This is a genomic window from Microbacterium sp. Root180 (genome assembly GCF_001428485.1).
Lineage (GTDB): Bacteria > Actinomycetota > Actinomycetes > Actinomycetales > Microbacteriaceae > Microbacterium.
In genome coordinates this window covers 348,723-373,053 of the sequence record NZ_LMHS01000001.1, presented here as the reverse complement: position 1 = coordinate 373,053, position 24,331 = coordinate 348,723, and the positions used below count along the sequence as shown (strand labels likewise).

The following is a 24,331-nucleotide window of genomic DNA, read 5'->3' as shown; positions in this document are numbered from 1 at the left end:
GGCGCGATCGTCATCGTGGTGTCGCAGCACTGACGAAAGGACGACACCATGCGGTACACGCTTCTCCTGCACTACCCCGAGATGAGCGCCGACGAGCTCGGCCCCGAGGCGATGGCCGAGGGGATGCGCGAGTTCGACGACTACGCCAAGGCGATCGACGCGGCCGGCATCCTCCGCTCGGCCGAAGTTCTCCAGCCCTCTGCGGTGACGACGACGGTCAGCGCCGCGGACGGCACCCTGCGCGTCCAGGACGGACCCTTCGCCGACACCAAGGAGCAGCTCGGCGGCAGCTTCGTGGTCGAGGTGGCCGACCTCGACGAGGCGATCGCGTGGGCGGCGAAGGCGCCCTCCGCCGGGTGGGGCGCCGTCGAGATCCGTCCGACCGCGACGCGCTTCGTCGACGGCGCCTGGACCCCGTTCGCGGGCTGATGTCCGACGGCCACGACGTCCGGGCGGCCGCAGAGCATGCCGCCCGGGCGTCGTACGGCCACCTTCTCGCGCTCCTGGCGTCCGGCATCCGCGACCTCGCGCTCGCCGAGGACGCGCTCTCCGACGCCTTCGAACGGGCGCTGCGGACGTGGCCGGATGCCGGCATCCCCGCCAATCCCGAAGGGTGGCTCCTGACCGTGGCCCGCAACCGGCTCCGCGACGCGTTCGGCTCGGCCGCGCGCCGCACCGGCGTGGCACTGGACGACGTCGTCGCGGCGGCACTCGCGACCGACGACGCGCTCGATCCCTCGGCGGTGATCGAGCGCCGCAACGAGATCCCCGACCGCCGGCTCGAGCTGCTGTTCGCGTGCGCCCACCCCGCGATCGACCCGGCCGCGCGCACACCCCTGATGCTCCAGACCGTGCTCGGGTTCGACGCCGCGCAGATCGCCGCCGCCTTCGATGTGGCGCCCGCGACGATGGCCCAGCGGCTCGTGCGGGCCAAGCGCCGCATCCGCGACGCGGGGATCCCGTTCCGCGTGCCCACCCGCGACGACATGCCGCAGCGCCTCGCCGCGGTGCTCGAGGCGATCTACGGCGCCTACGCGATCGACTGGCTCGACCAGGGCGACACCCCGCGCGAGTCGATCGCCGACGAGTCACGCTGGCTCGCCGTCCTCGTGGCCACCCTCCTCGACGACGAGCCCGAGGCCTGGGGCCTGGCGGCGCTCCTCACCTACGCGCAGTCACGGGCGCCGGCCCGCGTCCACTCCCCCTGGCCGCCGCTGGACGAACAGGATCCGGCGGAGTGGGATGCCGAACTCATCCGAGAGGGCGCGGCGCTGCTGCGGCGCGCCTCAGCGCTCGGGCATCCGCTCGGGCGCTTCCAGCTCGAAGCGGCGATCCAGGCCGTCCATTGCGACCGCGCCCGTACCGGCGAGCTCGACCTGGATGCGCTCGTGACGCTCTACGGCGGGCTCGTCGTCGTCGCTCCGACCGCCGGAGCGACGGCCGCGCTCGCCGCGGTGCGGGCCCGCCGCGAGCGGGATCGCACCTGAGACCGCGCGCCAAGCCGTGGGTCGCGACCCGACGACGTCGAGCGGCCTTGTCAAGACCCGTGCGCGGCGGCGCCCCACCCGACAGTGTGGAGGGAAGGACGAAGGGATTCCCATGTCGGACACGAACGAGCACCCGCACCACGACGCCACCGCTGACGCCGAGCAGAGCACGGCCATGCCCATGCCCCACGGCTCGGACGACGCGACGCCGCCGGTGGATGGCGCGCTGCCCATGCCGCACGAGGGCGACGAGGATCCCGCTGTCGACGGCGCGCTGCCCATGCCGCACGAGGGCGACGAGAATCCGCCCGCCGACGGCGCGCTGCCGATGCCGCACGGCACCGAGGAGTAGCGCCTCCGGCAACAGGTGCACGCGCATCCTGTGCGCGGCCGAACATCGCCTCGGTGTAACAATTCGCCGCCGAACGATCCCGGCACGGCGTCCGCCCGCGAGAATGGGGTGACCGCGCCCGCCGCACAGCATTCGGCACAGCATCCGGCGCGGCATCCCAGCATCCCGGAGGCTCCCATGGTTCGCCGTTCCGTCCGCTTCGCCGTCGTCGGCGCCGCCCTTGTCCTGGCCCTGACCGGCTGCGCATCGAACACCCCCGCATCGCCGAGCTCCGCTCCCAGCGACGACGCGGCCTTCCCGGCCGATGCCCTCATCACGCCGGGCAAACTGACGATCGCGACCGGCGAGACCGCCTACGAGCCCTACGTGATCGACGACGCCCCCGAGTCCGGCGAGGGCTTCGAAGCGGCCGTGGCCTACGCCGTCGCCGAGGAGCTCGGCTTCGACGCGGAGGACGTCGTGTGGGTGCGCACCAGCTTCGAAGCGGCCATCGCGCCGGGCCCGAAGAGCTTCGATGTCAACATCCAGCAGTACACGATCACCGACGAGCGCAAGCAGGCGGTCGACTTCTCGTCGCCGTACTACGAGGCGAGCCAGTCCGTCGTCGCACTGCAGGGCGGCGCGGCCGAGGGCGTCACCGACATCGCGGGGCTCAAGGATCTCGTGCTGGGTGCCATGTCGGGATCGACGAGCGCGACGACCATCGAAGAGGCGATCGCCCCGAACGTCGAGCCGCAGCTCTACAGCTCGAACGAGGATGCCGTCGCTGCGCTGAGCGCGAATCAGATCGACGCGATCGTGCTCGATACGCCGACGGCGTACGTCGCGGCCAACTTCTACATCGACGACTCCTTCATCGTCGGCGAGCTGCCCGCGGCGGGCGTGCCCGACCAGTGGGGGCTGCTGCTGGCGAAGGACTCCCCGCTGACGGCGGCGGTCACGGCGGCGGTCGACACGCTCCGCGACAACGGGACGCTCGAACAGCTGGAGGAGGAGTGGCTCGGCGTCTTCACGGACGGCATCACCCAGCTGCAGTGACCTCGCGCCGCTCCGCTAACGTCGTCACGTGACCCTGCACCAGCCGAGTGCGCTCGAGCTCGATCGACGCGCCTTTCGAAGGCGGCAGTCGCAGCGATCGGTGCTGGTCGCGATCGGCTCGACCATCGCGTTCGCCGCGCTCGCGTGGGTGTTCGTCTTCAACACCGCCGGCTGGACGGCAGTGCAGCAGGCGTTCTTCAACCCCGCGGTCGCCGTCCAGGCGTTCCCGCGCGTGTGGGAGGGCTTCCTGCTCAACCTGCAGGTGCTGGGCTGGTCCGTCGTCACCGTCAGCATCTTCGCGCTGATCGTCGCGCTGCTGCGGACGCTCCGCGGCCCGGTGTTCTTCCCCGTGCGCTTCGTCGCCGCCGCGTATACCGACCTGTTCCGCGGCCTGCCGTTCATCATCGTGCTCTACCTGTTCGGATTCGGTCTTCCGACGATCCTCAACACCCGCATCTCCCCCGTCGTGCTCGGGGTCATCGCGGTCACTCTGACGTACTCCGCGTACGTGGCCGAGGTGATCCGCGCGGGCATCGAGTCCGTGCATCCGTCGCAGCGGCTCGCCGCGCGGGCCCTCGGGCTCGGGCACGTGCAGACGCTGCGACGCGTGGTCCTCCCGCAGGCGCTGCGCAAGATGACGCCGCCGCTCATGAACGACTTCATCTCGATGCAGAAAGACGTGGGTCTCGTCTCGATCCTGGGGGCGATGGATGCTGTCGCCGCCGCGCGGTCGGAGGCATCGCTGGCGTACAACTTCACGCCCTACGTCGTCGCGGGCGTACTGTTCGTGCTGCTCGCGTTCCCCACGATCCGGCTCACGGACTGGTACACCGCGCGGCTGCGCGATCGAGAGCAGGCAGGTTCGGTGCTGTGACCACACTGCTGCGCGCGGAGGGGATCTGGAAGTCGTTCGGCGACCGCCCGGTGCTCGAGGGCGTCGACCTGTCGCTGGATGCGCACGAGGTCGTCGCCCTCATCGGCGCGAGCGGATCGGGCAAGTCGACGCTCCTGCGCTGCCTCAACCTGCTCGAGCCGATCGACGACGGGCGGATCCTGCTCGACGACGAAGACATCTCCGATCCGCGCATCGACGCGAACCGCCTGCGTGCCCGCTTCGGGATCGTCTTCCAGAGCTACAACCTGTTCCCGCACCTCTCGGTGCTGGACAACGTCACCCTCGCGTCCCGCGTGGTCGGGCGAGTGCGGCGGGTCGACGCGGAAGAGCGCGGCATGCGGCTGCTCGAGCGCATCGGACTCGCCGACAAGGCCCACGAGCACCCTGATCGCCTGTCGGGCGGTCAGCAGCAGCGCGCGGCGATCGTGCGCGCGATCGCGACCGACCCCGAAGTGCTGCTGCTCGATGAGATCACCTCGGCCCTCGATCCCGAGCTCGTGGCCGACGTGCTCGACCTCGTGCGCTCGCTCGCCGACGACGGCATGACGATCGTGATGGCCACCCACGAGATGGCGTTCGCCCGCGACGTCGCGGACCGCGTCATGTTCCTCGACGGGGGGCGCATCCTCGAGTCGGGGACTCCGGCGGAGGTTTTCGGAGCACCGCGCGAGGACCGCACGCGCGAGTTCCTCGCCCGATTCACCGCGTGACGGTGAGAATGGCGTCATCGAGCACCGGCATCCGCTCGCGAGAAGTCAGCGGATGACGTACTCGGGTGAGGCCAGCGCGGATCGGACGGCCGCCACGGTCTGATCGACGTCGAGGGCGGTCGTGTCGATGGCGTGCCTTTCGAGCACGCCGAGCTCTGTGAACCTGCCCCAGAGATCGGCGACGACGTCGGCGTCGGTGAGGGCGTTCGCCGCCGTGCGCGATCGTGCCCGCTCGAGGGTGGCATCGAGCGGGGGCCTGAGGACGACGTACCGCAGCGGGATGCCCGGATGCTCCCGCGCCGCATCGCGGTAGTGATCGAGCATCCACGGCCCGACCACCCCGTCGGCGACGACGTCGTAGCCGCCCTCGGCATACGCGAACGCCGCGGCGGCAGTGGCCTCGAGCACGGTGTGGTTCTGCGCGTCGGATCCGGGCAGGTACGGCAGGATCGCGCCGGCCGAGATGAAGTCCCAGAAGTCGTCGGTGTGCAGGTGGACGGAGAGCTCGAGGGACGCGGCGAGCACCCTGGCCACCGTGCTCTTGCCCGCGCCGGCCGGCCCGGTGAGGATCGTGACGCTCCCGCTCACGCCGGCTGCCCCGCCGGCGCGTCGTCGTACTCCCGCCGGAGATACTTCGGCGCTTGGGTGCGCCAGGCCTCGGTGACGAGCTCGGCGAGATGATCGGCGTCGATGCCGCCCATGCGGAATGCGACCTTCGGCTCGCTCCATGCGGTGGTCGCCGGCAGGAACACGTCGGGCTGCATCTCACGCAGGGCGAGGGCGTCGACCCGGTCGGCGATCTTCACCGCGACGACGAGTTCGCTCGCGACGATCGCCCGCACCTCTTCGGGAATGCTCGGCCACGGGTGGCACTCCCAGGCGTACAGCTTGCCGCGCACGAACCACGCCGCCCCGCCGGTGGTCGCGCGCTCCTCGCTGCCCGGCAGGCGGTCCGCGGTTCGCCGGACGTCGTCGAGAATGGCCACACCGCGAGCGTAGGAGGACCCGCCGACATCCAATTCCCCGCTTGCCGAGAACGCGCCTATGTCCCGCCGGGGGCGTCTCATCGTGACATGAAAAGCCGGCTTGCGGGCGCCCGGATGCGAGGCGCCCGAACCAGTGTCAACCAGTTGACTTACGTCGAGTCAACTGGTTGACTCGCAGACGTGTCCGATCGACTGACCTTCACGCTCCACGAGCTGCTCGCCGAACTCGACGCGTTCGCCGACGCCGCACTGCAGCGCGGGTACGGCGTGACGTACAACCACTTCCAGTTCCTCGCGGTGCTCTTCGACGCGGAGCCGGCGGACATGACGACGCTCGCACACTGTCTCGGCGTCACCAAGGCGGCCGTCAGCAAGCGCGTCCCCGGGCTCGTCGACGAGGGATGGATCACGGCCGCATCGCAGCCCGGCGCGGGGCGCAGCATCCTGCTCTCCCTCACCCCGAAGGGTTCCGCGCTCGTCCGAGACGCGGGAGGCGTGCTCGAGCACGCCTTCGCCGAGATGCTCTCGCACCCCGCGCTCGCCGACGACCCCATCGATGCACCCCGCCTCAACGCCCAGCTCGTCGCCCTCACCGCCTTCATCAAGGGACAGCCCGGTCCCGTTCCTCAGGAGAACCGCACATGAACGCTCCCCGCATCCTCGTCATCGTCGGCACCCCGCTCGCCGGCAGCCTCACCCACTCCCTCGCCGACTCGTACGCGAGCGCCGCGCGGGCCGGCGGCGCCGACGTGCGCATGGTCGACCTCGCGCACGACGCCGTGCCGGAGCATCCGTCCGTCCGCGCTCAGCTTCGCGTCCCCCGCACCGACGACGAGGTGGCACTCAGCCCCGACGTCGCCGCGTACATCGCCGATGTCGAATGGGCCGACCACGTCGCGATCTTCTTCCCGCAGTGGTGGGGGTCGTACCCCGCAGCCCTCAAGACCTGGATCGACCGCGTCTTCGTGTCGGGCTTCGCTTTCCGCTACCGTCCCACCGGCCGCCTGTGGGACAAGCTGCTCACCGGCCGCACCGCGCGGATCGTCATGACGATGGACTCGCCCGTCGTCTGGAACGCCTGGACCTACCGCGACGCGCCGATCCGGTCGCTGCGCAACGCCACGCTGGAGTACTGCGGCATCAAGGTGCGCGGCGTGACGCGCCTGTCGGAAGTTCGCCACCGCACGGATGCCGATCGCGAGCGATGGATCGGCGGCATGGCCTCGCTCGGCGCGACCGATGCCGAGTCGGTCCGCGCACGCCCCCGCGAGGCATTCGTCGAAGCCTGACCGCGCAGAACTCAGGCGCGTTCGCGCACGACCCTCGCCGTCGCGGCGGGATCGGGGCGATGCATGACCGACTCCGGGACGATCACGAGCTCGGCGTGCGGCATCGCCGCTGCGAGGCGATCGGCCGCGGTGACGAGGATCGGGAAGGTCTGCTCGCCCCGCAGGATCGTGACCGGGGCGACCGCCTGCATCTCGGCCGTCGGCGTCGAGACCTGCGCGGTCAGCGTCGCGTCGTAGACCGTGGACTGCGCCAGCGGAACGAGCGTCGCGAAGAGATCGCTCTGCCGGATCTGCTCCACCATCGCCGGCGGCAGCTCGACGCCTTCGAGCTGGAAGGTGACTACGGCGTCTTCGAGCCTGCCGTCGTCGACGAGCTCCTGCAGCCTCTCGGCAAGCCGCGCATCGGGCTCGTCGACGCCGAAGCGGAACGGCGGCTCGGAGAGGAACACCCGGCGAAACGGCACCCCCTTCGACGCGGCGTACAGCGCGAGCACCGCACCCGACGAGTGGCCCAATGCGATCGCCTCCCCGCCCACAGCCTCGACCACGGCGGCGAGGTCGTTCACCTCGTCCGCAGGCGTGGAACCTCGGCGGTCTCCGCTCGAGCCGCGGGCGCGCCGGTCGACGGTCACGGCCGTGAAACCGGCATCCGCCAGCGCCTCAGCGATCGCGCGACCGTCGGAGGCCACCGAGAAGGCGCCGCCCACGATCACGACCGCGGGGCCCTCACCGACCCGTTCGAAGGCGATCACGGTTCCATCGGCAGAGTTCGTCGTCTCCATACCGATGAGTGAACCACCCGGTTCCGACAGCAGCCAGGGCAGCTCGAGGCGTATCTCGTCCGTCGGGGCGCATATCGCACGCCCCAAACGGGCGAAACGCGCCCCGAATTCGCCTTCAGGCGCCGCGCTCGGCGGCCTCCACGACGTTCGTCATCAGCAGGGCGACGGTCATCGGGCCGACTCCCCCGGGGTTGGGCGAGAGCCAGCCGGCGACCTCGGCGACGTCGGGAGCGACATCCCCGTGCACTTTCGACTTGCCCGTCTCGGGGTCGACCTCTCGGGTGACGCCGACATCGAGCACCGCAGCGCCCGGCTTCACGTCTTCGGCGCGCACGACGTGCTTCACGCCCGCCGCCGCCACGATGACGTCTGCCTGGCGCAGGTGATGCGCGAGGTCGGCGGTGCCGGTGTGGGTGAGCGTCACCGTCGCGTTGTACTCGCGGCGGGTGAGCAGCAGGCCGATCGAGCGACCGATCGTCACGCCGCGCCCCACGACGACCACATCCTTGCCGTGGAGGTCGTAGCCGTTGCGCGTCAGCAGCTCGATCACACCGCGCGGCGTGCACGGCAGCGGTGAGGTGATCCGCGTGTTCACGTTCAGCACGAGTCGGCCGAGATTCGTCGGGTGCAGGCCGTCGGCATCCTTGGCGGGATCGATGCGCTCGAGGATCGCGTCGGTGTCGATGTGCTTCGGCAGCGGCAGCTGCACGATGTAGCCGTGGCAGGCCGGGTCGGCGTTGAGCTCGTCGATCAGCGCCTCGACGTCGGCCTGCGTGGCCTCGGCCGGAAGCTCGCGCTGGATCGAGTTCATGCCGATCGACTCGGACTCGCGGTGCTTCATCCCGACGTACAGCTGCGAGGCGGGATCGGCCCCGACGAGCACGGTCGCGATGCCCGGAATGATGCCGCGCTCCTTGAGCGCGACGACGCGCACGGCCAGCTCGGCCTTGATGTCGGCCGCTGCGGCCTTGCCGTCCAGTCGGACCGCGACCATTACTGCTGAAGGCCCGGGTAGAGCGGGAAAGCGGCGGTCAGCGTCGCGACACGGGCCCGCAGCGCCTCGACATCCGCACCCGGGAGCAGCGCCAGCGCGATGACGTCGGCGACCTCGGTGAACTCGGCGTCGCCGAAGCCGCGCGTCGCGAGTGCCGGCGTGCCGATGCGCAGGCCCGACGTCACCATCGGCGGACGCGGGTCGTTGGGCACCGCGTTGCGGTTGACCGTGATGTGGATCTCGTGGAGGAGATCCTCGGCCTGCTTGCCGTCGATCTCGGCGTTGCGGAGGTCCACGAGGACGAGGTGCACGTCGGTGCCGCCCGAACGGACCGTGATCCCGGCATCCACGACATCCTGCTGGGAGAGCCGCTCGGCGATGATGTGGGCGCCGCTCAGGACCCGCTCCTGGCGCTCCTTGAACTCGGGGGTCGCCGCGAGCTTGAACGCGGTCGCCTTGGCGGCGATCACGTGCATGAGCGGGCCGCCCTGCTGGCCGGGGAACACGGCCGAGTTGATCTTCTTGGCGATGTCGGGGTCGTTGGTCAGGATGAAGCCCGAGCGGGGACCGCCGATCGTCTTGTGCACGGTCGACGACACGACGTGGGCGTGCGGCACGGGGTTCGGGTGCAGCCCGGCGGCGACGAGGCCCGCGAAGTGCGCCATGTCGACCCAGAGCAGCGCTCCGACCTCGTCGGCGATCGCGCGGAACGCGGCGAAGTCGAGCTGACGCGGATACGCCGACCAGCCGGCGATGATGACCTTCGGCTGGTGCTCGATGGCGAGCCGGCGCACCTCGTCCATGTCGATCGTCGAGGTCTCGGGGTCGACGCCGTACGCGACGATGTCGTAGAGACGGCCCGAGAAGTTGATCTTCATGCCGTGGGTGAGGTGACCGCCCTGGTCGAGCGAGAGGCCGAGCAGCGTGTCACCGGGGCGCGCGATCGCGTGCAGGACGGCGGCGTTGGCGGTGGCGCCGGAGTGGGGCTGCACGTTGGCGAACTCGGCGCCGAACAGCTCCTTGGCGCGGGCGATCGCGAGCTCCTCGGCGACGTCGACCTCTTCGCAGCCGCCGTAGTAGCGACGACCGGGGTAGCCCTCGGCGTACTTGTTGGTGAGAACGGAGCCCTGGGACTGCAGCACCGAGACCGGCACGAAGTTCTCGGAGGCGATCATCTCGAGGTACCCGCGCTGGCGGTCGAGCTCGCGCTCGAGAACCTGCGCGATCTCGGGGTCGACCTCGGCGAGGGGGGCGTTGAAGTACTGATCGGTCATGGCGATCTCCTTGACTGCGGCGATGAAACACTGCGGTTGTTGACGAGCCCGCGAAGCGCGCGTATCGAAACACACATCGGCCCAGGCGTGCGGTCGAATGCCGTAGTCCGTCGCTTCCCGGTGGTGACCCACCTCAACGCCAGTCGCGACACCCCGAGCATAACGGATGCCGCACCCCCCACCGAGTCGCCAAGACACGCCGTGACACGTTCCCCGCGCCGGCGTGTTTTGGCGACTCGCGATTCTGGCATCGGCGCTGTGAGGACGGTAGGCTGGCGTCACGCCTATTTGTTAGGACTCTTTACATGAATCGTCGCCGCAGACGGGCTGTCACCGCAGCCGTGCTTGCGGCCGTCGTGCTGGCGGGCTGCGCGCCCGCCGTCCAGAATGGAGCCACCGTGTCGATCGCCGTCGTCCCCGCCCCCGCCTCGCTCCAGCCGGCCGAGGGCGCACCCTTCAGACTCGAGTCCGCCTCGGTCACGGGAGAGGCGGATGCCGTCGCCACCCTCTCCGCGCTGGTCGCGGCCCGCTCGGGGATCGACCTCGCCGCCGATGGCGAAGGACCGGCGATCGACCTGCGCATCGAGCGGGGCGGCGCGGCCGAGTCCTACCGGCTCACGGCGGACGAGGCATCCGTCGTCGTCACGGGCGCCGACGCGGCGGGTCTCTTCTACGGCGTGCAGTCCCTCGGACAGCTCGTGCAGCCCTCCGGGGACGGATGGATCATCCCGGCCGTCGAGATCGACGACGCCCCCCGCTTCGCGTACCGCGGCGTGATGCTCGACGTCGCCCGCCACTTCCACTCGGTCGACACGGTCAAGGGGTACATCGACCGGGCCGCCGGACTCAAGCTGAACGCGCTGCACCTCCACCTCAGCGACGACCAGGGCTGGCGCATCCACCTCGCGTCCCGGCCGGAGCTCACCGAGCTCGCCTCGTCCACGGCGGTGGGCGGCGACGAGGGCGGCTTCTACACGAAGGACGACTACCGCGAGATCGTCGAGCACGCGGCATCCCGTCACATGATCGTCGTGCCCGAGATCGACATGCCCGGCCACACGCACGCCGTGGGGCTCGCGTATCCCGAGCTCGTCGAGGAGCCGGTGATCACCGACCACATCCGCGAGACCGCGCGGGACTACGGCGGGGAGCTGCCCGTGAAAGGCACGCCGTACGACGGCATGGCGGTGGGCTTCTCGTCGCTGAAGATCCACGACGAGGCGACCTACGACTTCGTCGCCGACGTGTTCGGCGAGCTCGCGGGCATGACGCCCGGCCCGTACCTGCACCTCGGCGGAGACGAGGCGCTCGGCACCCCCGAGGAGGACTTCGCGCTGTTCGTCTCGCGAGCGAGCACGATCATCGCCGATCTCGGCAAGACGCCGATCGCGTGGCACGAGGCCGGCTCCGCCGCCGACCTCGCCGATTCCACGATCGGTCAGTACTGGGGCTACGTGCAGCCCACCGACGGCATGGACGAGAAGGCCCGCGGCTTCGTGCGCAACGGCGCACAGCTGATCCTGTCGCCCGCCGACGCGATCTACCTCGACATGAAGTACCCGACCGGTCCCGAGCTGGGCCTCACGTGGGCGAACGGCCCGACGAGCGTGCAGCGCGCGTACGACTGGGAGCCGTCCGACGTCGTCGAGGGCATCGAGGAGTCCGACATCCTCGGCGTCGAGGCGCCGATGTGGGCGGAGACCATCCGCACCGCGGCCGACATCGACACCATGGCCTTCCCGCGCATCGCCGCGGCCGCCGAGGCGGCCTGGTCCCCGGCCACCGGCGACAGCGACCTGCGCACCTGGGAGTCGTTCCGCACACGCGTGGGCACCCTCGGCCCGCTGTGGACCAGCCTCGGCATCGGATTCCACCCGTCGGGCGAGATCCCCTGGGTCACCGAGTGAGCACACTCGTCCACTCCGTCCGCCTCGTCGACGACGACCACGTCACCGACGACGCGTGGATCCTCTTCGACCGCGGACGCGTGGCCGCCCGCGGCTCGGGACCGGCGCGTCCGGACGCCGACGAGCGCATCGACGGCGGGGGCGGATGCCTCACCCCCGGCTTCGTCGACATCCACGGCCACGGCGGGGCCGGCGTCTCCTACGACGACGGACCCGACGCGATCCGCTCGGCGCGCGCCCTCCACCTCTCCCACGGCACGACGCGGGCGGTCGTCTCCCTCGTGACCGCCTCGCTGGACGACCTCGCCGCCCGTGCGGCGATGGTGGCGGACCTCGCCGAGCACGACGACACGATCCTCGGCTCGCACCTCGAGGGGCCGTTCCTCGATCCCGGCCACAAGGGCGCCCACACCGAATCGCTCCTGCGGGCGCCGGACGCGGCATCCGTCTCCCGCCTGATCGAGGCGGGGCGCGGCACGATCCGCCAGATCACCCTGGCGCCCGAACTGCCGGGCGCCCTGGAGGCGATCACGCGCCTCACTCGCGCGGGAGTGGTCGTCGCGATCGGCCACACCGACGCCGACGCGGATGCCGCGCGGCAGGCGTTCGATGCCGGGGCGAGCGTGCTCACGCATGCGTTCAATGCGATGCGCGGCATCCATCACCGGGCCCCCGGGCCGGTCGTCGCCGCACTGCGCGATCCGCGCGTGACGCTCGAGCTGATCGCGGACGGCGTGCACGTCGACCTCGACGTCGTCGCCACGGCCTTCGCCGCAGCGGGCGGTCGCATCGCCCTGGTGACCGACGCGATGGCGGCCGCAGGATCGACCGACGGCCGCTACGAGCTGGGCGGACTCGCCGTCACCGTCGCCGACGGGATCGCCCGCCTCGCGGACGGCGGCTCGATCGCCGGTTCGACTCTCACCCAGGACGAGGCGCTGCGCCGCGTCGTCGCGGCCGGCGTCGCCCTCCCGACCGCGGTGTCGTCGCTGACGACCGTCCCGGCGCGCGCGATCGGGCGTCCCGATCTCGGACGACTCGACACCGGCGCGATCGCCGACGCCGTGCTGCTCGACGATGCGCTGAACGTGCTGCGCGTGTGGGTCGCCGGCGCCGGCGTCTGACAGGGGACGCCGCGGAAGCCGCCTAAACTGGAGGTCATGTCCGATCCCGTCAGCCCCGCGCCGCCCGCCGAGCCCGCACCCGGCACCCGCGCTCCCCTGTCGGCGATCGACATCCTGGCCTTCCTGTGCGAGCTGTTCGCGATCGCCTCGCTCGCCATCTGGGGTTTCGCCTCCTGGCCGTTCCCGTGGAACATCGTCGCCGGCATCGGCGCCCCGCTGCTCGCCATCCTCGTGTGGGCGCTGTTCGTCTCGCCGCGGGCGGTGTTCACCGTGCACCCGTTCGTGCGCGGGTTCGTCGAGCTGCTCGTGTACGCGGCGGCGACCATCGCGTGGTGGAGCATGGGCCAGGCGTGGACGGGTCTCATCTTCGGCGTGGTGGCCGTCACGATCGGCGTGATCGCCGGGAGGCGTCGCCTGTCGTGAGCGATGCGGAGGCGGTCCTCCAGCGTCTGATCGACGCTCTCGGCGAGCGCGTCGATCTCGCGCCCGAGTCGCGCCAGGCCGCCCGTGCCGACAAGTCGGGGCACGCGGCATCCGGGACTCCTGTGGCAGTCGTCCACGCCCGATCGGTCGAGGACGTGCAGGCGACGCTGCGCATCGCGAGCGAGACCCGCACGCCCGTCGTCACGCGCGGCGCCGGCACCGGGCTCGCGGGCGGCGCGAACGCGGGCGACGGCGAGATCGCGCTGTCGGTGCGGGCGATGGACCGCATCCTCGAGGTGCGTCCCGACGACCTCCTGGCCGTGGTCGAACCCGGGATCCTCAACGCCGACCTCAACGCCGCGCTCGCGGAGCACGGCCTGTGGTGGGCGCCGGATCCGGCGAGCCGCGCCATCTCGACCGTCGGCGGCAACATCGCCACCGGAGCGGGCGGACTGCTGTGTGCGAAGTACGGCGTCGCGCGCGACGCGGTGCTCGGCATCGATCTGGTGCTCGCCGACGGACGCTTGCTGCGTCTCGGACATCGCACGGTGAAGGGCGTCACCGGCCTCGACCTCACGTCCCTCGTCATCGGCTCCGAGGGCACCCTCGGCGTGATCGTGGGCGCGACCCTGAAGCTGCGACGCCTCGTCCCGGGCGAGGTGTGCACGATCGCGGCGACGTTCCCCGATGTGCGCACGGCGGCCGTGGCATCCGCCGCCGTCACCGCGTCTGGCGTGCAGCCCGCGATCATGGAGCTGATGGATGCCGCGTCCCTCGCCGCCGTCCACGCGCTGCTGTCGCTCGAGCAGCCGACGCCCGGCGCAGCGCAGCTGACGATCCAGACGGACGGGCCCGCGTCCGCCGTGGAAGCGGACGCGATCGCCGTGGTGCTGCGTGCTGCGGGCGGGGTCGTGGCGGTCTCGCACGACCGCGAGGAGGGCGAGCGGCTGCTCGCGATCCGCCGGTCGATGCATCCCGCGATGGAGACCCTCGGGACCACGCTCATCGAGGACGTCTCGGTGCCGCGCAGCGCGCTGCCCGCGATGTTCGACGAGATCGCCCGCGTCGAGCGCGAGCACGGCGTGGTGATCCCGACGGTCGCTCACGCCGGCGACGGCAACCTCCATCCCAACTTCATCTTCGACGCCGTCCCCGACGAGTTCGGCGTCGTCGATACGCCCGAGTACATCTGGGCCGCTGCCGACGATCTGTTCCGTGCGGCGCTGCGTCTCGGCGGCACGCTCACGGGCGAGCACGGGGTCGGCGTGCTGAAGCGGCGCTGGCTGGCCGACGAGCTCGGCGAGGACCAGTGGGAGCTGCAGCGTCAGATCACCCGCGTCTTCGATCCGCAGGGCATCCTCAACCCGGGCAAGGTCTTCGGCGCCTGACCGCCCTGCCCCTCAAGGGGCGGGAGCGCGGTTCCGTTTGTGCGGGAGAATGCGTGCCTGGCCCGGGCGCGTTGCGTGCATTCGCCCGCACAAACGGCCACCGGGGCGGGGCGGGCGGGGCCGGGAGCGCGGTTCCGTTTGTGCGGGAGAATGCGTGCCTGGCCCGGGCGCGTTGCGTGCATTCGCCCGCACAAACGGCCACCGGGGTGGAGCGGGGCGACGGGTCGGCCGGGAGCGACGGAAGTGGGACACGGGATGCCGCCGGGACCGAGGAGGCCCCGTCAGGCGGGCGGCGGAAAGACCTGCGCGGGCTCGGCCTCCGCGGCGACCTCCTCCTGTGCCGCGGCGCGCGCGTCCTTCCGTGCGCGACGCCCCGCGGCCGCGCTGATCCAGATCGCCGCGACGCCGAGCACCAGTGGGACGATGAACGTCGAGAAGATGAAGATCGCGTAGGGGACCATGACGATCGGTGCGTAGGCCTCGCCGTTGTTCCACCCGAGGTTCTGCGCCACCTGCACGACGACGATCGAACCCACTACCGCGAGGTAGGCGACCGCCGGGAGCCACCGCCAGCCGCCGGGCACTGCTCCGATCCGCGCGATCTCGAACACCGCGATGAGGCCCGCCACGACGGGCACGAGTGAGAACGCGATCGACAACGGCGGGGGCCATGCCGCCATCACCTCGTACGGCAGGATGGCCCAGACGACCTGGGTGACGTAGGGCCAGACCGCGAAGACGAGCAGCGTGATCACACCGAGGGGCTTGCGCGCGACGACGCTTCCGCCGCTGGGCGCGCCCACCGCGAAGAGCACCATCGCCAGCGCCGACATCGCCCCGCTGACGACTTGCGGGACGATCGTGAACAGGTCGTAGGGGATGAGCCCCTGCTGAGCCCACTCGAACAGGGGACTCGCCGGGGTCTGCGCGAACGCAGCGCAGCCCGCCAAGACGAACATGCTTCCGCCGACGACGAAGACGACTCGTCCGGCCCGCGTCCTGACAGCAGAGTCGGCTCGCATGGCGTCACGGTACACCCGCACCGCCCACTGCGGTCAGAGTCCCTGCCAGTCGGGCTTGTTCGCGAACGCGTAGCGGTAGTAATCGGCGTGGGCGAGATGGGATGCCGCGGCCTCGTCGACGATCACCGTGGCGTGCGGATGCAGCTGGATCGCCGAGCCCGGGAGCGACGCCGTCACCGGGCCCTCGACCGCGCCCGCGACGGCCTCCGCCTTTCCCTCGCCGAAGGCGAGGAGGACGAGGTGGCGTGCGCGCATGATCGTGCCGAGGCCCTGCGTGATGCAGTGTCGCGGGACGTCGTCGATCGAGTCGAAGAACCGCGCATTGTCTTCGCGGGTCTGCTCGGTCAGCGTCTTCACGCGGGTCAGTGACGCGAACGACGAGCCGGGCTCGTTGAAGCCGATGTGGCCGTCGGTGCCGATGCCGAGGATCTGCAGGTCGACGCCGCCGGCGTCGTGGATCGCCCGCTCGTAGTCGTCGCCCGCGTGCTCGATCCCGTCGAGGGAGCCGTTGGGCACACGGATCAGCGCGGGATCCAGGCGGAGCGGCTCGACGACCTCCCGCGCGATCACGGAGCGGTAGCTCTCCGGGTGCGCGGCATCCAGTCCCACGTACTCGTCGAGCGCGAAGCCGCGCACGCGGCTGACGTCGACGCCCGCCAGGCGCGGACGCAGGGCCTCGTACACCGGCAGCGGGGTCGAGCCGGTCGCGAGTCCCAGCACCGTCGCGGGGTGCGCGCGCACGAGCCGCACGATCTCGTCGGCGACGACGGCACCGCCATCGGCGGCGCCCGGGACGATGACGACCTCAGCCATGGGTCAGCGCACCCTCCGTGTCGCGCGCCGCGCCGACGAGCGCCGCCCCGAGGGCGGCCGCGGGCGAGCCGGCGGGAAGGAGCTCGACGCGCTGCTCGAGGCGCAGCGAGCGCATGAACGGGGATGCCTCGGCACTGGCGGCGAGCTCGGCCCGGACATCCGACATGAGCCGGTCGCCGAGGGCGGTGATCCCCCCGCCGAACACGACCGTGTCGACGTCGGCGGTCAGCACCAGCACGCGGACGGCGGCGGCGACGCCGCGCGCCAGACCCGCCCGGAGCCCGCGCGCCTCGGCGTCACCGGCATCGGCCGCGTCGAACACGTCCCGGATGGGGAGCGCGCCCGCACGACCCCAGCGCTCGGCGATCGCGCCGCCGCCCGCGAAGGCCTCGATGCAGCCGTGCTGGCCGCAGCGGCACAGCGGGCCGCCCGGGTCGACGGAGATGTGGCCCACCTCGCCGGCCGTACCGCGAGCGCCGCGCCAGAGGCTGCCCTCGCTCACGATTCCGGCTGCGATGCCGGTGCCGAGGTTGAGGTAGGCCATCGAGCCCGAGCCGCCGTGCAGCGCGAAGGCGCCCAGGGCTGCGGCCTTGACGTCGTTCTCGACTCCGACCGGCACTCCGAGCGCGGGCTGCGTGGCCGCCACGAGGTCGAGCACGTCCACGCCGAGGTTCACCGCATGGACGACACGACCGGTGCCCGGCTCGATCTGACCGGGGATGCCGACACCGACGGAGCGGATCGCCGAGGAGTCGACTCCGGACTGGGCGCCGAGCTCACGGACGGCTCCGATCACCGTCGCGATGACGGCATCCGGCCCCCATCCGGTCGCGAGACGCACGCGACCGACGATCGTTCCGGCCGCGTCGACGGCGACCGCATCGGTCTTGGTCCCGCCGACGTCGAGCCCGACCTTCATCGCCCCGTCTCCCCGTGGGAGAGGGTGTGCAGTGACGCGCGCATCAGCCCTTGACCGCCCCCGACACCAGGCCGCCGGTCATCTTCCCCTGAACGAACAGGAAGAAGATGACGACGGGGATCGCGATCATCGTCGAGCCGGCCATGACGGCACCCCAGTTCACGGCGCCGCCGACCGACGAGGACTGGAAGGCGTTCAGCCACGGCATGAGCGTGAGGTTGTATCCGCGCAGGAAGAGGAGGGCCATCGTGAACTCGTTCCACGCCTGGATGAAGGCGAAGATGCCGGTCGCGACGAGGCCGGGGGCGAGCAGCGGGAAGGTGACCTTCCAGAACGCCTGCGACTTGGTGCACCCGTCGATCATGGCCGCTTCCTCGAGGTCGGCGGGGACGCCGGCGACGAATCCGCGCAGCGTCCAGATCGTGAACGGAACGACCATGGCGACGTAGACGATGCCGAGACCGAGCAGCGTGTTCATGAGGCGCCAGTCGTCGATCATGCCGTAGATCGTGAACATCATCGCCTCGCCGGGGATCATCTGCACGACGAGCACGGCGACGATGAAGGTCCAGCGACCCTTGAACTTGAAGCGGGCCACCGCGATGGAGGCGAGGAAGGCGAACAGCAGCGTCACGATGAGCACGCCCGCCGTGACGGTGATCGTCGATCCCAGCGCGTGCACGAAGTCCGTCTGCCCGGGCGCGGCCTCGCGGTTCCAGGCGGAGTTGTAGTTGCTGAACGTGAAGTCGAAGGGGAACAAGCTCGGGTTGCGGCTGATGATCTTCGAGTTCGGCGTGAACGACAGATTCACCATGTAGTACACAGGGAACACCGAGGCCACGAAGACGACGAGCGCGGCGAGGTTGAGGAACGTCCGCGTCACGATCCGCCGGGGGGACGGCCGGCGGGCGTCGATCGAGCCGCGCTTGGGCTTCTTGGCGTTGCCGACCTCGCCGAGGACCTCGTCGACCCCGACGATGCCCAGCTGCGTGCCGGTGCTGATCTGGGTGCTCACAGTTCCTCCTCCTTGAGGGTGGTGCGCACGTAACCCCAGGAGAGGACGAGCAGCAGGATGACCATGACGACACCGATCGCCGCCGTGAATGCCACTTCCCCGGGGCCTTGGCGGAACAGGAAAGTGCCGATCACGTTGGTCTCGCGAGCGATGCCGCCGCGACTCTGCAGGGCGTACACCTGGGTGAAGATGCGCAGGTTCCAGATGATCTGGAGCACCAGCACCACCGTGAGGACGCTGCGGATGTAGGGGAAGACGATCGCCCAGAAGCGCTTCCACCCGGTCGAGCCGTCCAGCGACGACGCCTCGAGCACCTCGGCGGGCACCTGGCCGAGGCCGGCGTACGTGGTGAAGGCCACGAAGGGCACACCCTGCCAGACGACGATGATGGTGAGGACGAAGAAGAACGAGAGCGGGTTGAGCAGCCAGGAGTGGTTGGTCCAGTTCTCGGTGCCGGTGATGGTGTTGAGCGCCCAGTTGACCAGGCCGTACTGGGTGTCGAAGATCCAGCCCCACACGACGGTCGCCGTCAGTGGCGGCATCGCCCAGGCGAGCAGCAGGCCGACCGACACGACGATGCGCCAGGCGCGGCCGAGACGCGTCATGAGGATCGCGATCAGGACGCCGAACACCATGATGAAGACGGTCATCACGACCATGAGCGCGAGACTGCGGATCAGCACGGCCGGGAAGTCGGACTGCGTGAACAGGTCGAGGTAGTTCTCGAAGCCGACGAAGTTCGGCATCGTGCCCTGCACCTTGTTGCGCACGGTGTAGTCGGTGAACGACTGGATGACCATGAGCACCGCGGGGTAGGCGACCATGACGCCGAGGATGATCAGGGACGGTGCCAGCAGCGTCCAGGCGCTGCGCGCATCGCGGCGGGCGCGCGCCTTCTCTCGTGAGACGGGTGGGCGGTTCTCGCGCGGGGGCTTCGCCGCGGGGCGAGTGGCGGTGGCGGTGTCGCTCATGTCGTCTCCTCTCTGGTGTTGCGGCCGGGCACGACGATGCGTCCGGCGATCTGGGATGTGGACGGGGAGGACCGTTCTCCGGGTCAGGCGCAGGCGTGCATGTCCTGAGTCTGGCCGAGGGCTCGGTCCGGATGAAGGGGTCCCGGTCCCGGTCGGAACCGGGACCCCTCACCTCCGGGGGGACTTACTTGTTGAGGATGTCCTCGATCTGCTGGTCGAGCTCGTCGGCCACCGTCTGGACGTCCTCACCCTGAGCGATGCGCACGAGCGCGTCGGGGATGATCTGCGCCGCCTCGACCTCGCCCCAGTTGGGGCTGGCCGGGGTGAACTTCGAGTTCGCCAGAGCCTCGGCCTGAGCCTTGGCCGAGTCGGTGTCGGGCAGCGCCGAAGCGGCCGACTTGATGCCGGGGACCAGGCCCTGAGCGGCCAGGAGCTCCTGGTAGCCCGAGGAGAGCATGATCTCGAGCGCGGCCTGAGCCTTGCCCGGGGCGTCGCTCTTGTAGGCGACGGCGACGTTCGAGCCACCGGCGAAGATCGGGGCGGTCTCGCCCTCTTCGAGGCCGGGAAGGGCGAACGCGCCGAGGTCCTTGGCGTAGGTGTCGGGGCATCCGTTGGAAACCTCTTCACCGGCGGCCTCGTCACCCCACGGCCATGCGCCGGTCAGGTTGCCCTCGGCCCATGCCGGGGTCGACAGGAAGCCGACCTCGCCCGCGCAGAACGCGATGTTGCCGAGACGCTCGTTGCCGTCGACGGGTGCCACGGTGGCGTTCTCGTAGACGTCCTGCAGCATCTCGAGGCCCTTGACGCTCTCGGGGCTGCCGAACTGCGCGTCCCACACGTCGCCGTCCTGCACGGCGATCTCGCCGCCGTTGGCCCAGACGTACGGAAGGGCGTTGTACCAGTCACGACCCGGCGCGTAGATACCCGAGACGGTCGAGGTGGTCAGGTCCGTGCCCAGCGCGATGTAGTCCTCGAGGGTCGCCGGGAGCGTGTCGCCGACGATCTGCGGCGTGTAGAACACGACGCGGCCACCGGCGTAGTACGGCGCGGCCCACAGCGAGCCGTCGTAGGTGCCGGCCTCGACGAGACCCGGAAGCAGGTCGTCGCCGCCGAGCTGCTCCTGGATGTCGGTGATGTCGAGGAACAGGCCCTTGTCGGCGAAGCCGATGGCCTGCGTGTTCCCGACCTCGACGACGTCCGGCGCGTCGTTGGACGACAGCGCAGCCTCGTAGGTGTCGGAGACGTCGGCCCAGGTCTTCTCCTCGATGGTGAGCGTCCAGCCGTCGTTCTCCTCCTCGAAGGTCTCCTTGAGGTAGTCGCGGGCCGTCTGCGGCGTGTCAGCGCCGACCAGCCACACGGTCAGGTCGCCGGTCGCGGGCTCGCTGGGGGCTGCTTCGCCGCCGCCTGCACATCCGGCCAGAACGACAGCCGAAGCGCCGACGAGCGCGAGGGCTCCGAGCTTCTTGTTCATGGTGTCTTCCTTAGATTTCTCTTGGTGGTTTCGGTCGGGCCGGGTGACCCATCCGGGGGGGAATGGGTGTCCGTCACGACACCCCGAGTTGTCCTGACAGGACCATGACGGCGGCGCCGCGCAGGACGATGTCCTGGCCTTGCTCCGTCATCCGCACGCGCACGCTGTCGTGGAACTGCGCCAGCGTCCGAGCGCGGAGTGTCTCGACGGTCGCTTCCGCGAGAGGTCCGTCGAGAAGTTCGGGGGGGCCGGAGAGCACGATCTCCGACAGGTCGAGGGCGCCGACGACGGGGGCCAGGGCGATGCCCAGCCGCTCGCCCGCGTCACGCAGGATGCCTTCGCGGTCGGACGGAGCGGATGCCTCGCTCAGCCGCTGCGACAGCGACGGCACGGAGAGCCACGCCTCGAGGCATCCGACCTTGCCGCACACGCAGACCGGGCCGCCGTCGGTGCCGACGGTGACGTGGCCGATCTCGCCCGCGGCGAAGCGGCTGCCGCGCATGGGCTGCCCGGCGGCGAGGAGGCCCGAGCCGACGCCGCGGCCGACCTTCACGAGCAGAACGTCGTCGCCGGCGCCGCCGAAGGTGTACTCGGCGAGGACGGCGGCGTTGGCGTCGTTGGCGACGAGCACCGGGAGAGCGAGCGCGTTCTGCAGCGCGCCCTCGAGGTCGAAGCCGGCCCAGCCGAAGTTGGGCGCCGTGAGGATCACGCCGCGGTCGTCGACGACGCCGGGCGTGCCGACGCCGATCCCGAGGACGGGGGCGTGAGAGTCCGCCACGAGCACGCGTGCAAGCTCGACGACGGTGGCCACGACGTCGTCGGCAGCGGGGAGGTCGACCTCGCGGCGGGCGACGATGTCGCCGTCGAGGGTGAGCACGGCGCCGATGAAGGACTCGCTCCCCGACAGGTCGATGCCGACGATGCGGTGGCCGGCGCGGTCGAGGTCGACGAGCATCGCGGGCTTGCCGGGACCGGACGCCTCACGCACGCCGATCTCGGCGACGAATCCGTCGGCGATCAATTCGGCGACGAGGTCGCTGATCGTGACACGCGTGAGGCCGGTCTCACGCGAGAGGTCGGCGCGGCTCATCGCGCCCTGGTGGAACAGCGTCTGCAGCAGGAGCGAGCGGTTGTGGCCGCGCGCGTGCTCGGGGAGCACCTTGGCGCCCTGGCGCAGCGTGCGCCCGGGACCGAACCCACGGCCGGTGCCGGTTCCTGAAGGGTGCGGCGACTCGAGTGTGGAAGAGCCGCGCTGCACTTCCGATGCAGACATGTTTGTTAGTAGACCTTACGAACAAACATGCCGCAACTCTTTGAAGGGGTTTGAACGGCGTATTTACAAAACTGTTACATTCCGTGCCGTCATCGTGGCCAGAACCCCGCCGGGCGCCCGTTCCCGACGCCGTCGCTTACAGTGGGACGATGCGCACGACTGTTCTCTCCCGCCGTTTCGCAGCCATCGTCATCGCCGCAGGAGCCCTCGCCGGGCTGACCGCCTGCACCGGAGGGCCTGCCCCATCGGGCTCGTCGGCCCCCTCTACCTCCGCCGGCGGCGGCTCAGGCGACGGTCAGACGACTGCAGAGGCGTGCCAGCTCGTGACCGACACGATCACTTCGGCGACCGACGAGTTCGAGCAGGCGACGAGCGAGGACGCGACCGCCGCGGCGGAGGCGTTCCACGCCGCGGCCGCGAGCATCGCCGACGCGAGCAGCCAGGTGACCAATGAGGAGGTGGCGGCCCTCCTGCCGTCGCTGCAGGAGCTCTTCGAGAACGTCGCCGACCTCCTGCCCGCCATCATCGAGGGCGACGAGGCGAAGTCCGCGGAGTTCGCCGAGGTGGGCACCGATCTCCAGACGACGATGCAGCAGTTCGAAGAGCTCTGCGCGCCTGCGGAGTAGCCGCACGTACCCTGCGAGTCCGCCTTTGTGATGAGTACGTTGCCGGCCATCCCCCGCGCGTCCTTTACCATTGGTGGAGAGTTGCTCACAACCGGGGGGTGAAACAGTGACGGATCTCGTGACCGACGAGCGCGTCGACGATGCGCTGCCGAACGCGGGCGGTCCTGATTCCCCCGCCTATGCCTGGGCCCCGGCCGAGCCCCGCCCTCGCAAGAGTCGCAAGGCACTGTGGATCGGCCTCGGCGCCGGTGCGGCAGTGATCGCCCTTGCGGCATCCTCCCTCATCCTCATCGCCCCCGGCACCGCCGTGGCAGGTGTGGGCGTCGGTCTCCTCACGCCCGGCGCGGCGATCGACGCCGTTCAGCAGCGTCTCGCCAGCACCACGATCGTGCTCACCGGCGAAGGGGGCGACGCCGTCGTGACGGGCGCCGACCTCGGCGCCTCCGTCGACGCGCAGGCCATGGTCGAGGCCGCGTACGCCGAGCACCCGCTCTGGAACGTGACGGCCTGGTTCCCGGCATCCGCGGTCGCCGAGGTCTCGATCGACGACGACGCCGCGACGTCCGCGCTTCGCGCCGGAGCGCCCCAGCTCTACACCGACCCGATCGACGCGACGATCGCCTTCGATGAGGAATCGGGCGCGTACGTCGCCGATGCCGCCGAGGAGGGCGAAGGCATCGACGTCGAACTCGTGCGCGCAGCCCTGCAGGACGCGTTCCAGTCCGGACAGACCGAGGTCGAGCTCGCGCCGACCCTCGCACCCGTTCAGGCGACGACGCCGACCTACGTCGCCGAGTCCACGGCCGACCAGCTCAACACCATCCTCAAGACCGCCGGGTTCTACGTCGGCGACGAGCGAGTCGTTCCCGTGTCGGCCGCCGTCGCCCAGTCGTGGCTCACGGTGGGCCCCGGCGACGACGGCACCTTCGAGATCACGGCCGACGAAGCGGCGATCGAAGAGCTCGTGCCGACGCTCGCCGCAGCGGTCGATCGCGCTCCGGTCGATGCCCGCGTGATCACCGACTCCGCCGGCGAGGTGCTGCGCGAGCTCGCCCCCGGCGTGACAGGGCGCGTCCTCGGAGACACCGGCGACGTCGCGAGCCAGTTCGCCGCGCAGCTCGCATCGGGCGACGGCCGCTTCCTGCTGCCCGTGGCCGAGACCGAGTTCGCGACGGCGGCCGTCGAGCGCCGCGTCGAAGTCGACCTCGGCACCCAGACGCTGTACATGTTCGAGAACGACAAGGTCGCCCGTTCGTTCCCGATCTCCTCCGGCTTGGCGCACACGCCGACCACGCAGGGCCACTTCCGGGTCTTCGCCTTCGTGCCGATCCAGGACATGGGGTGCTTCCCGGGCGCGGAGTACTGCACGGCGGACATCCCCTGGGTCGCGTACTTCAACGGCGACCAGGCCTTCCACGGGGCCTACTGGCACAGCAACTTCGGCAACCCGATGAGCCACGGATGCGTGAACATGCCGATCAGCACCGCCAAGGCGCTGTACGACTGGCTGGATGTCGGCACCGAGGTGTGGATCCACGCCTGACCCGGCACCGCCGGCCCGCCGTCATTCGG

General features: G+C 70.6%; 26 protein-coding genes and 1 riboswitch. Of the genes, 14 read left to right on the top strand and 12 right to left on the bottom strand.

The genetic code is table 11. The features are described 5' to 3' along the window. Positions 1–48 precede the first annotated feature (48 nt). The 6 genes from ASD93_RS01700 (at position 49) to ASD93_RS01675 (ending at position 4,482) form a co-directional block, all read left to right on the top strand. On the top strand, positions 49–429 hold the full coding sequence (locus tag ASD93_RS01700) for a YciI family protein (protein WP_056117966.1): 381 nt from the start codon (positions 49–51) through the stop codon (positions 427–429). Further along, positions 429–1,487 carry an RNA polymerase sigma factor gene (locus ASD93_RS01695; RefSeq protein WP_056117963.1) on the top strand — a complete coding sequence of 353 codons (1,059 nt, stop codon included), beginning with the start codon at positions 429–431 and terminating at the stop codon, positions 1,485–1,487. The genes ASD93_RS01700 and ASD93_RS01695 overlap by 1 nt, the downstream gene beginning before the upstream one ends. 112 nt (positions 1,488–1,599) lie before the next feature. After that, positions 1,600–1,839: a hypothetical protein gene (locus ASD93_RS01690; protein WP_056117962.1), complete on the top strand. Its 240-nt coding sequence runs from the start codon at positions 1,600–1,602 to the stop codon at positions 1,837–1,839. Between the two features lie 177 nt (positions 1,840–2,016). Further along, positions 2,017–2,877 (top strand): ABC transporter substrate-binding protein, encoded by an 861-nt coding sequence (locus ASD93_RS01685; RefSeq protein WP_056117960.1) that lies wholly within the window; start codon positions 2,017–2,019, stop codon positions 2,875–2,877. Between the two features lie 28 nt (positions 2,878–2,905). Then, positions 2,906–3,751 (top strand): amino acid ABC transporter permease, encoded by an 846-nt coding sequence (locus tag ASD93_RS01680; protein ID WP_056117958.1) that lies wholly within the window; start codon positions 2,906–2,908, stop codon positions 3,749–3,751. After that, complete coding sequence (locus ASD93_RS01675; RefSeq protein ID WP_056117956.1) at positions 3,748–4,482, top strand: amino acid ABC transporter ATP-binding protein; 735 nt, start codon at positions 3,748–3,750, stop codon at positions 4,480–4,482. The genes ASD93_RS01680 and ASD93_RS01675 overlap by 4 nt, the downstream gene beginning before the upstream one ends. A 45-nt stretch (positions 4,483–4,527) precedes the next feature. Here the strand turns inward: ASD93_RS01675 and ASD93_RS01670 are convergent, their stop codons facing one another. Continuing rightward, entirely contained in the window at positions 4,528–5,070 is a 543-nt protein-coding gene (locus ASD93_RS01670) for an AAA family ATPase (RefSeq protein ID WP_056117954.1), read from the bottom strand. After that, on the bottom strand, positions 5,067–5,468 hold the full coding sequence (locus ASD93_RS01665; protein ID WP_056117952.1) for an MmcQ/YjbR family DNA-binding protein: 402 nt from the start codon (positions 5,466–5,468) through the stop codon (positions 5,067–5,069). The genes ASD93_RS01670 and ASD93_RS01665 overlap by 4 nt, the downstream gene beginning before the upstream one ends. Before the next feature lie 180 nt (positions 5,469–5,648). Between ASD93_RS01665 and ASD93_RS01660 the strand changes: the two genes are divergently transcribed. Next, complete coding sequence (locus ASD93_RS01660) at positions 5,649–6,113, top strand: MarR family winged helix-turn-helix transcriptional regulator (RefSeq protein ID WP_056117949.1); 465 nt, start codon at positions 5,649–5,651, stop codon at positions 6,111–6,113. After that, entirely contained in the window at positions 6,110–6,757 is a 648-nt protein-coding gene (locus ASD93_RS01655; RefSeq protein WP_056117947.1) for an NAD(P)H-dependent oxidoreductase, read from the top strand. The genes ASD93_RS01660 and ASD93_RS01655 overlap by 4 nt, the downstream gene beginning before the upstream one ends. An 11-nt stretch (positions 6,758–6,768) precedes the next feature. Here ASD93_RS01655 and ASD93_RS01650 read toward each other — a convergent pair whose 3' ends face one another. The 3 genes from ASD93_RS01650 to glyA form a co-directional block, all read right to left on the bottom strand. After that, entirely contained in the window at positions 6,769–7,539 is a 771-nt protein-coding gene (locus ASD93_RS01650; protein WP_056117946.1) for an alpha/beta fold hydrolase, read from the bottom strand. A gap of 115 nt (positions 7,540–7,654) precedes the next feature. Further along, a complete protein-coding gene (locus ASD93_RS01645) occupies positions 7,655–8,533 on the bottom strand; it encodes a bifunctional methylenetetrahydrofolate dehydrogenase/methenyltetrahydrofolate cyclohydrolase (protein WP_056117941.1) in 879 nt (292 codons plus the stop codon). Then, positions 8,533–9,807, bottom strand: coding sequence for a serine hydroxymethyltransferase (glyA, locus tag ASD93_RS01640; RefSeq protein ID WP_056117940.1), 1,275 nt, complete (start codon positions 9,805–9,807; stop codon positions 8,533–8,535). The genes ASD93_RS01645 and glyA overlap by 1 nt, the downstream gene beginning before the upstream one ends. Before the next feature lie 72 nt (positions 9,808–9,879). Further along, positions 9,880–9,964: riboswitch (ZMP/ZTP riboswitch) on the bottom strand. A 148-nt stretch (positions 9,965–10,112) separates the two neighbouring features. Here glyA and ASD93_RS01635 point away from each other — a divergent pair. The 4 genes from ASD93_RS01635 to ASD93_RS01620 are packed head-to-tail and all read left to right on the top strand — an operon-like array spanning position 10,113 to position 14,649. After that, positions 10,113–11,714 (top strand): beta-N-acetylhexosaminidase, encoded by a 1,602-nt coding sequence (locus ASD93_RS01635; RefSeq protein WP_082569103.1) that lies wholly within the window; start codon positions 10,113–10,115, stop codon positions 11,712–11,714. After that, positions 11,711–12,838, top strand: coding sequence for an N-acetylglucosamine-6-phosphate deacetylase (nagA, locus tag ASD93_RS15830; RefSeq protein WP_056117937.1), 1,128 nt, complete (start codon positions 11,711–11,713; stop codon positions 12,836–12,838). The genes ASD93_RS01635 and nagA overlap by 4 nt, the downstream gene beginning before the upstream one ends. Positions 12,839–12,874: 36 nt before the next feature. Continuing rightward, complete coding sequence (locus tag ASD93_RS01625) at positions 12,875–13,261, top strand: YrdB family protein (RefSeq protein WP_056117936.1); 387 nt, start codon at positions 12,875–12,877, stop codon at positions 13,259–13,261. Continuing rightward, complete coding sequence (locus tag ASD93_RS01620) at positions 13,258–14,649, top strand: FAD-binding oxidoreductase (RefSeq protein ID WP_056117934.1); 1,392 nt, start codon at positions 13,258–13,260, stop codon at positions 14,647–14,649. Before ASD93_RS01625 ends, ASD93_RS01620 begins: the two co-directional genes overlap by 4 nt. A 281-nt stretch (positions 14,650–14,930) precedes the next feature. Here the strand turns inward: ASD93_RS01620 and ASD93_RS01615 are convergent, their stop codons facing one another. The 7 genes from ASD93_RS01615 to ASD93_RS01585 all read right to left on the bottom strand — a co-directional run bounded on the left by ASD93_RS01615 (position 14,931) and on the right by ASD93_RS01585 (position 22,133). Continuing rightward, on the bottom strand, positions 14,931–15,671 hold the full coding sequence (locus ASD93_RS01615) for a hypothetical protein (RefSeq protein WP_157536835.1): 741 nt from the start codon (positions 15,669–15,671) through the stop codon (positions 14,931–14,933). Positions 15,672–15,704: 33 nt separating this feature from the next. Beyond that, positions 15,705–16,484: a glucosamine-6-phosphate deaminase gene (locus ASD93_RS01610; RefSeq protein WP_056117929.1), complete on the bottom strand. Its 780-nt coding sequence runs from the start codon at positions 16,482–16,484 to the stop codon at positions 15,705–15,707. Then, entirely contained in the window at positions 16,477–17,403 is a 927-nt protein-coding gene (locus ASD93_RS01605; protein ID WP_056117927.1) for an ROK family protein, read from the bottom strand. Before ASD93_RS01605 ends, ASD93_RS01610 begins: the two co-directional genes overlap by 8 nt. Positions 17,404–17,446: 43 nt before the next feature. Further along, complete coding sequence (locus tag ASD93_RS01600; RefSeq protein ID WP_056117925.1) at positions 17,447–18,418, bottom strand: carbohydrate ABC transporter permease; 972 nt, start codon at positions 18,416–18,418, stop codon at positions 17,447–17,449. Then, on the bottom strand, positions 18,415–19,389 hold the full coding sequence (locus ASD93_RS01595; RefSeq protein WP_056117923.1) for a carbohydrate ABC transporter permease: 975 nt from the start codon (positions 19,387–19,389) through the stop codon (positions 18,415–18,417). The genes ASD93_RS01600 and ASD93_RS01595 overlap by 4 nt, the downstream gene beginning before the upstream one ends. 184 nt (positions 19,390–19,573) lie before the next feature. After that, positions 19,574–20,860 carry an extracellular solute-binding protein gene (locus tag ASD93_RS01590; RefSeq protein WP_056117921.1) on the bottom strand — a complete coding sequence of 429 codons (1,287 nt, stop codon included), beginning with the start codon at positions 20,858–20,860 and terminating at the stop codon, positions 19,574–19,576. 73 nt (positions 20,861–20,933) lie between these two features. Further along, on the bottom strand, positions 20,934–22,133 hold the full coding sequence (locus tag ASD93_RS01585) for an ROK family transcriptional regulator (RefSeq protein WP_056117919.1): 1,200 nt from the start codon (positions 22,131–22,133) through the stop codon (positions 20,934–20,936). 149 nt (positions 22,134–22,282) lie between these two features. Here ASD93_RS01585 and ASD93_RS15825 point away from each other — a divergent pair, with 149 nt between their 5' ends. Further along, positions 22,283–22,759, top strand: coding sequence for a hypothetical protein (locus tag ASD93_RS15825; RefSeq protein ID WP_157536834.1), 477 nt, complete (start codon positions 22,283–22,285; stop codon positions 22,757–22,759). A 106-nt stretch (positions 22,760–22,865) separates the two neighbouring features. Then, entirely contained in the window at positions 22,866–24,302 is a 1,437-nt protein-coding gene (locus ASD93_RS01575; protein ID WP_056117915.1) for a L,D-transpeptidase family protein, read from the top strand. Positions 24,303–24,331 lie beyond the last annotated feature (29 nt).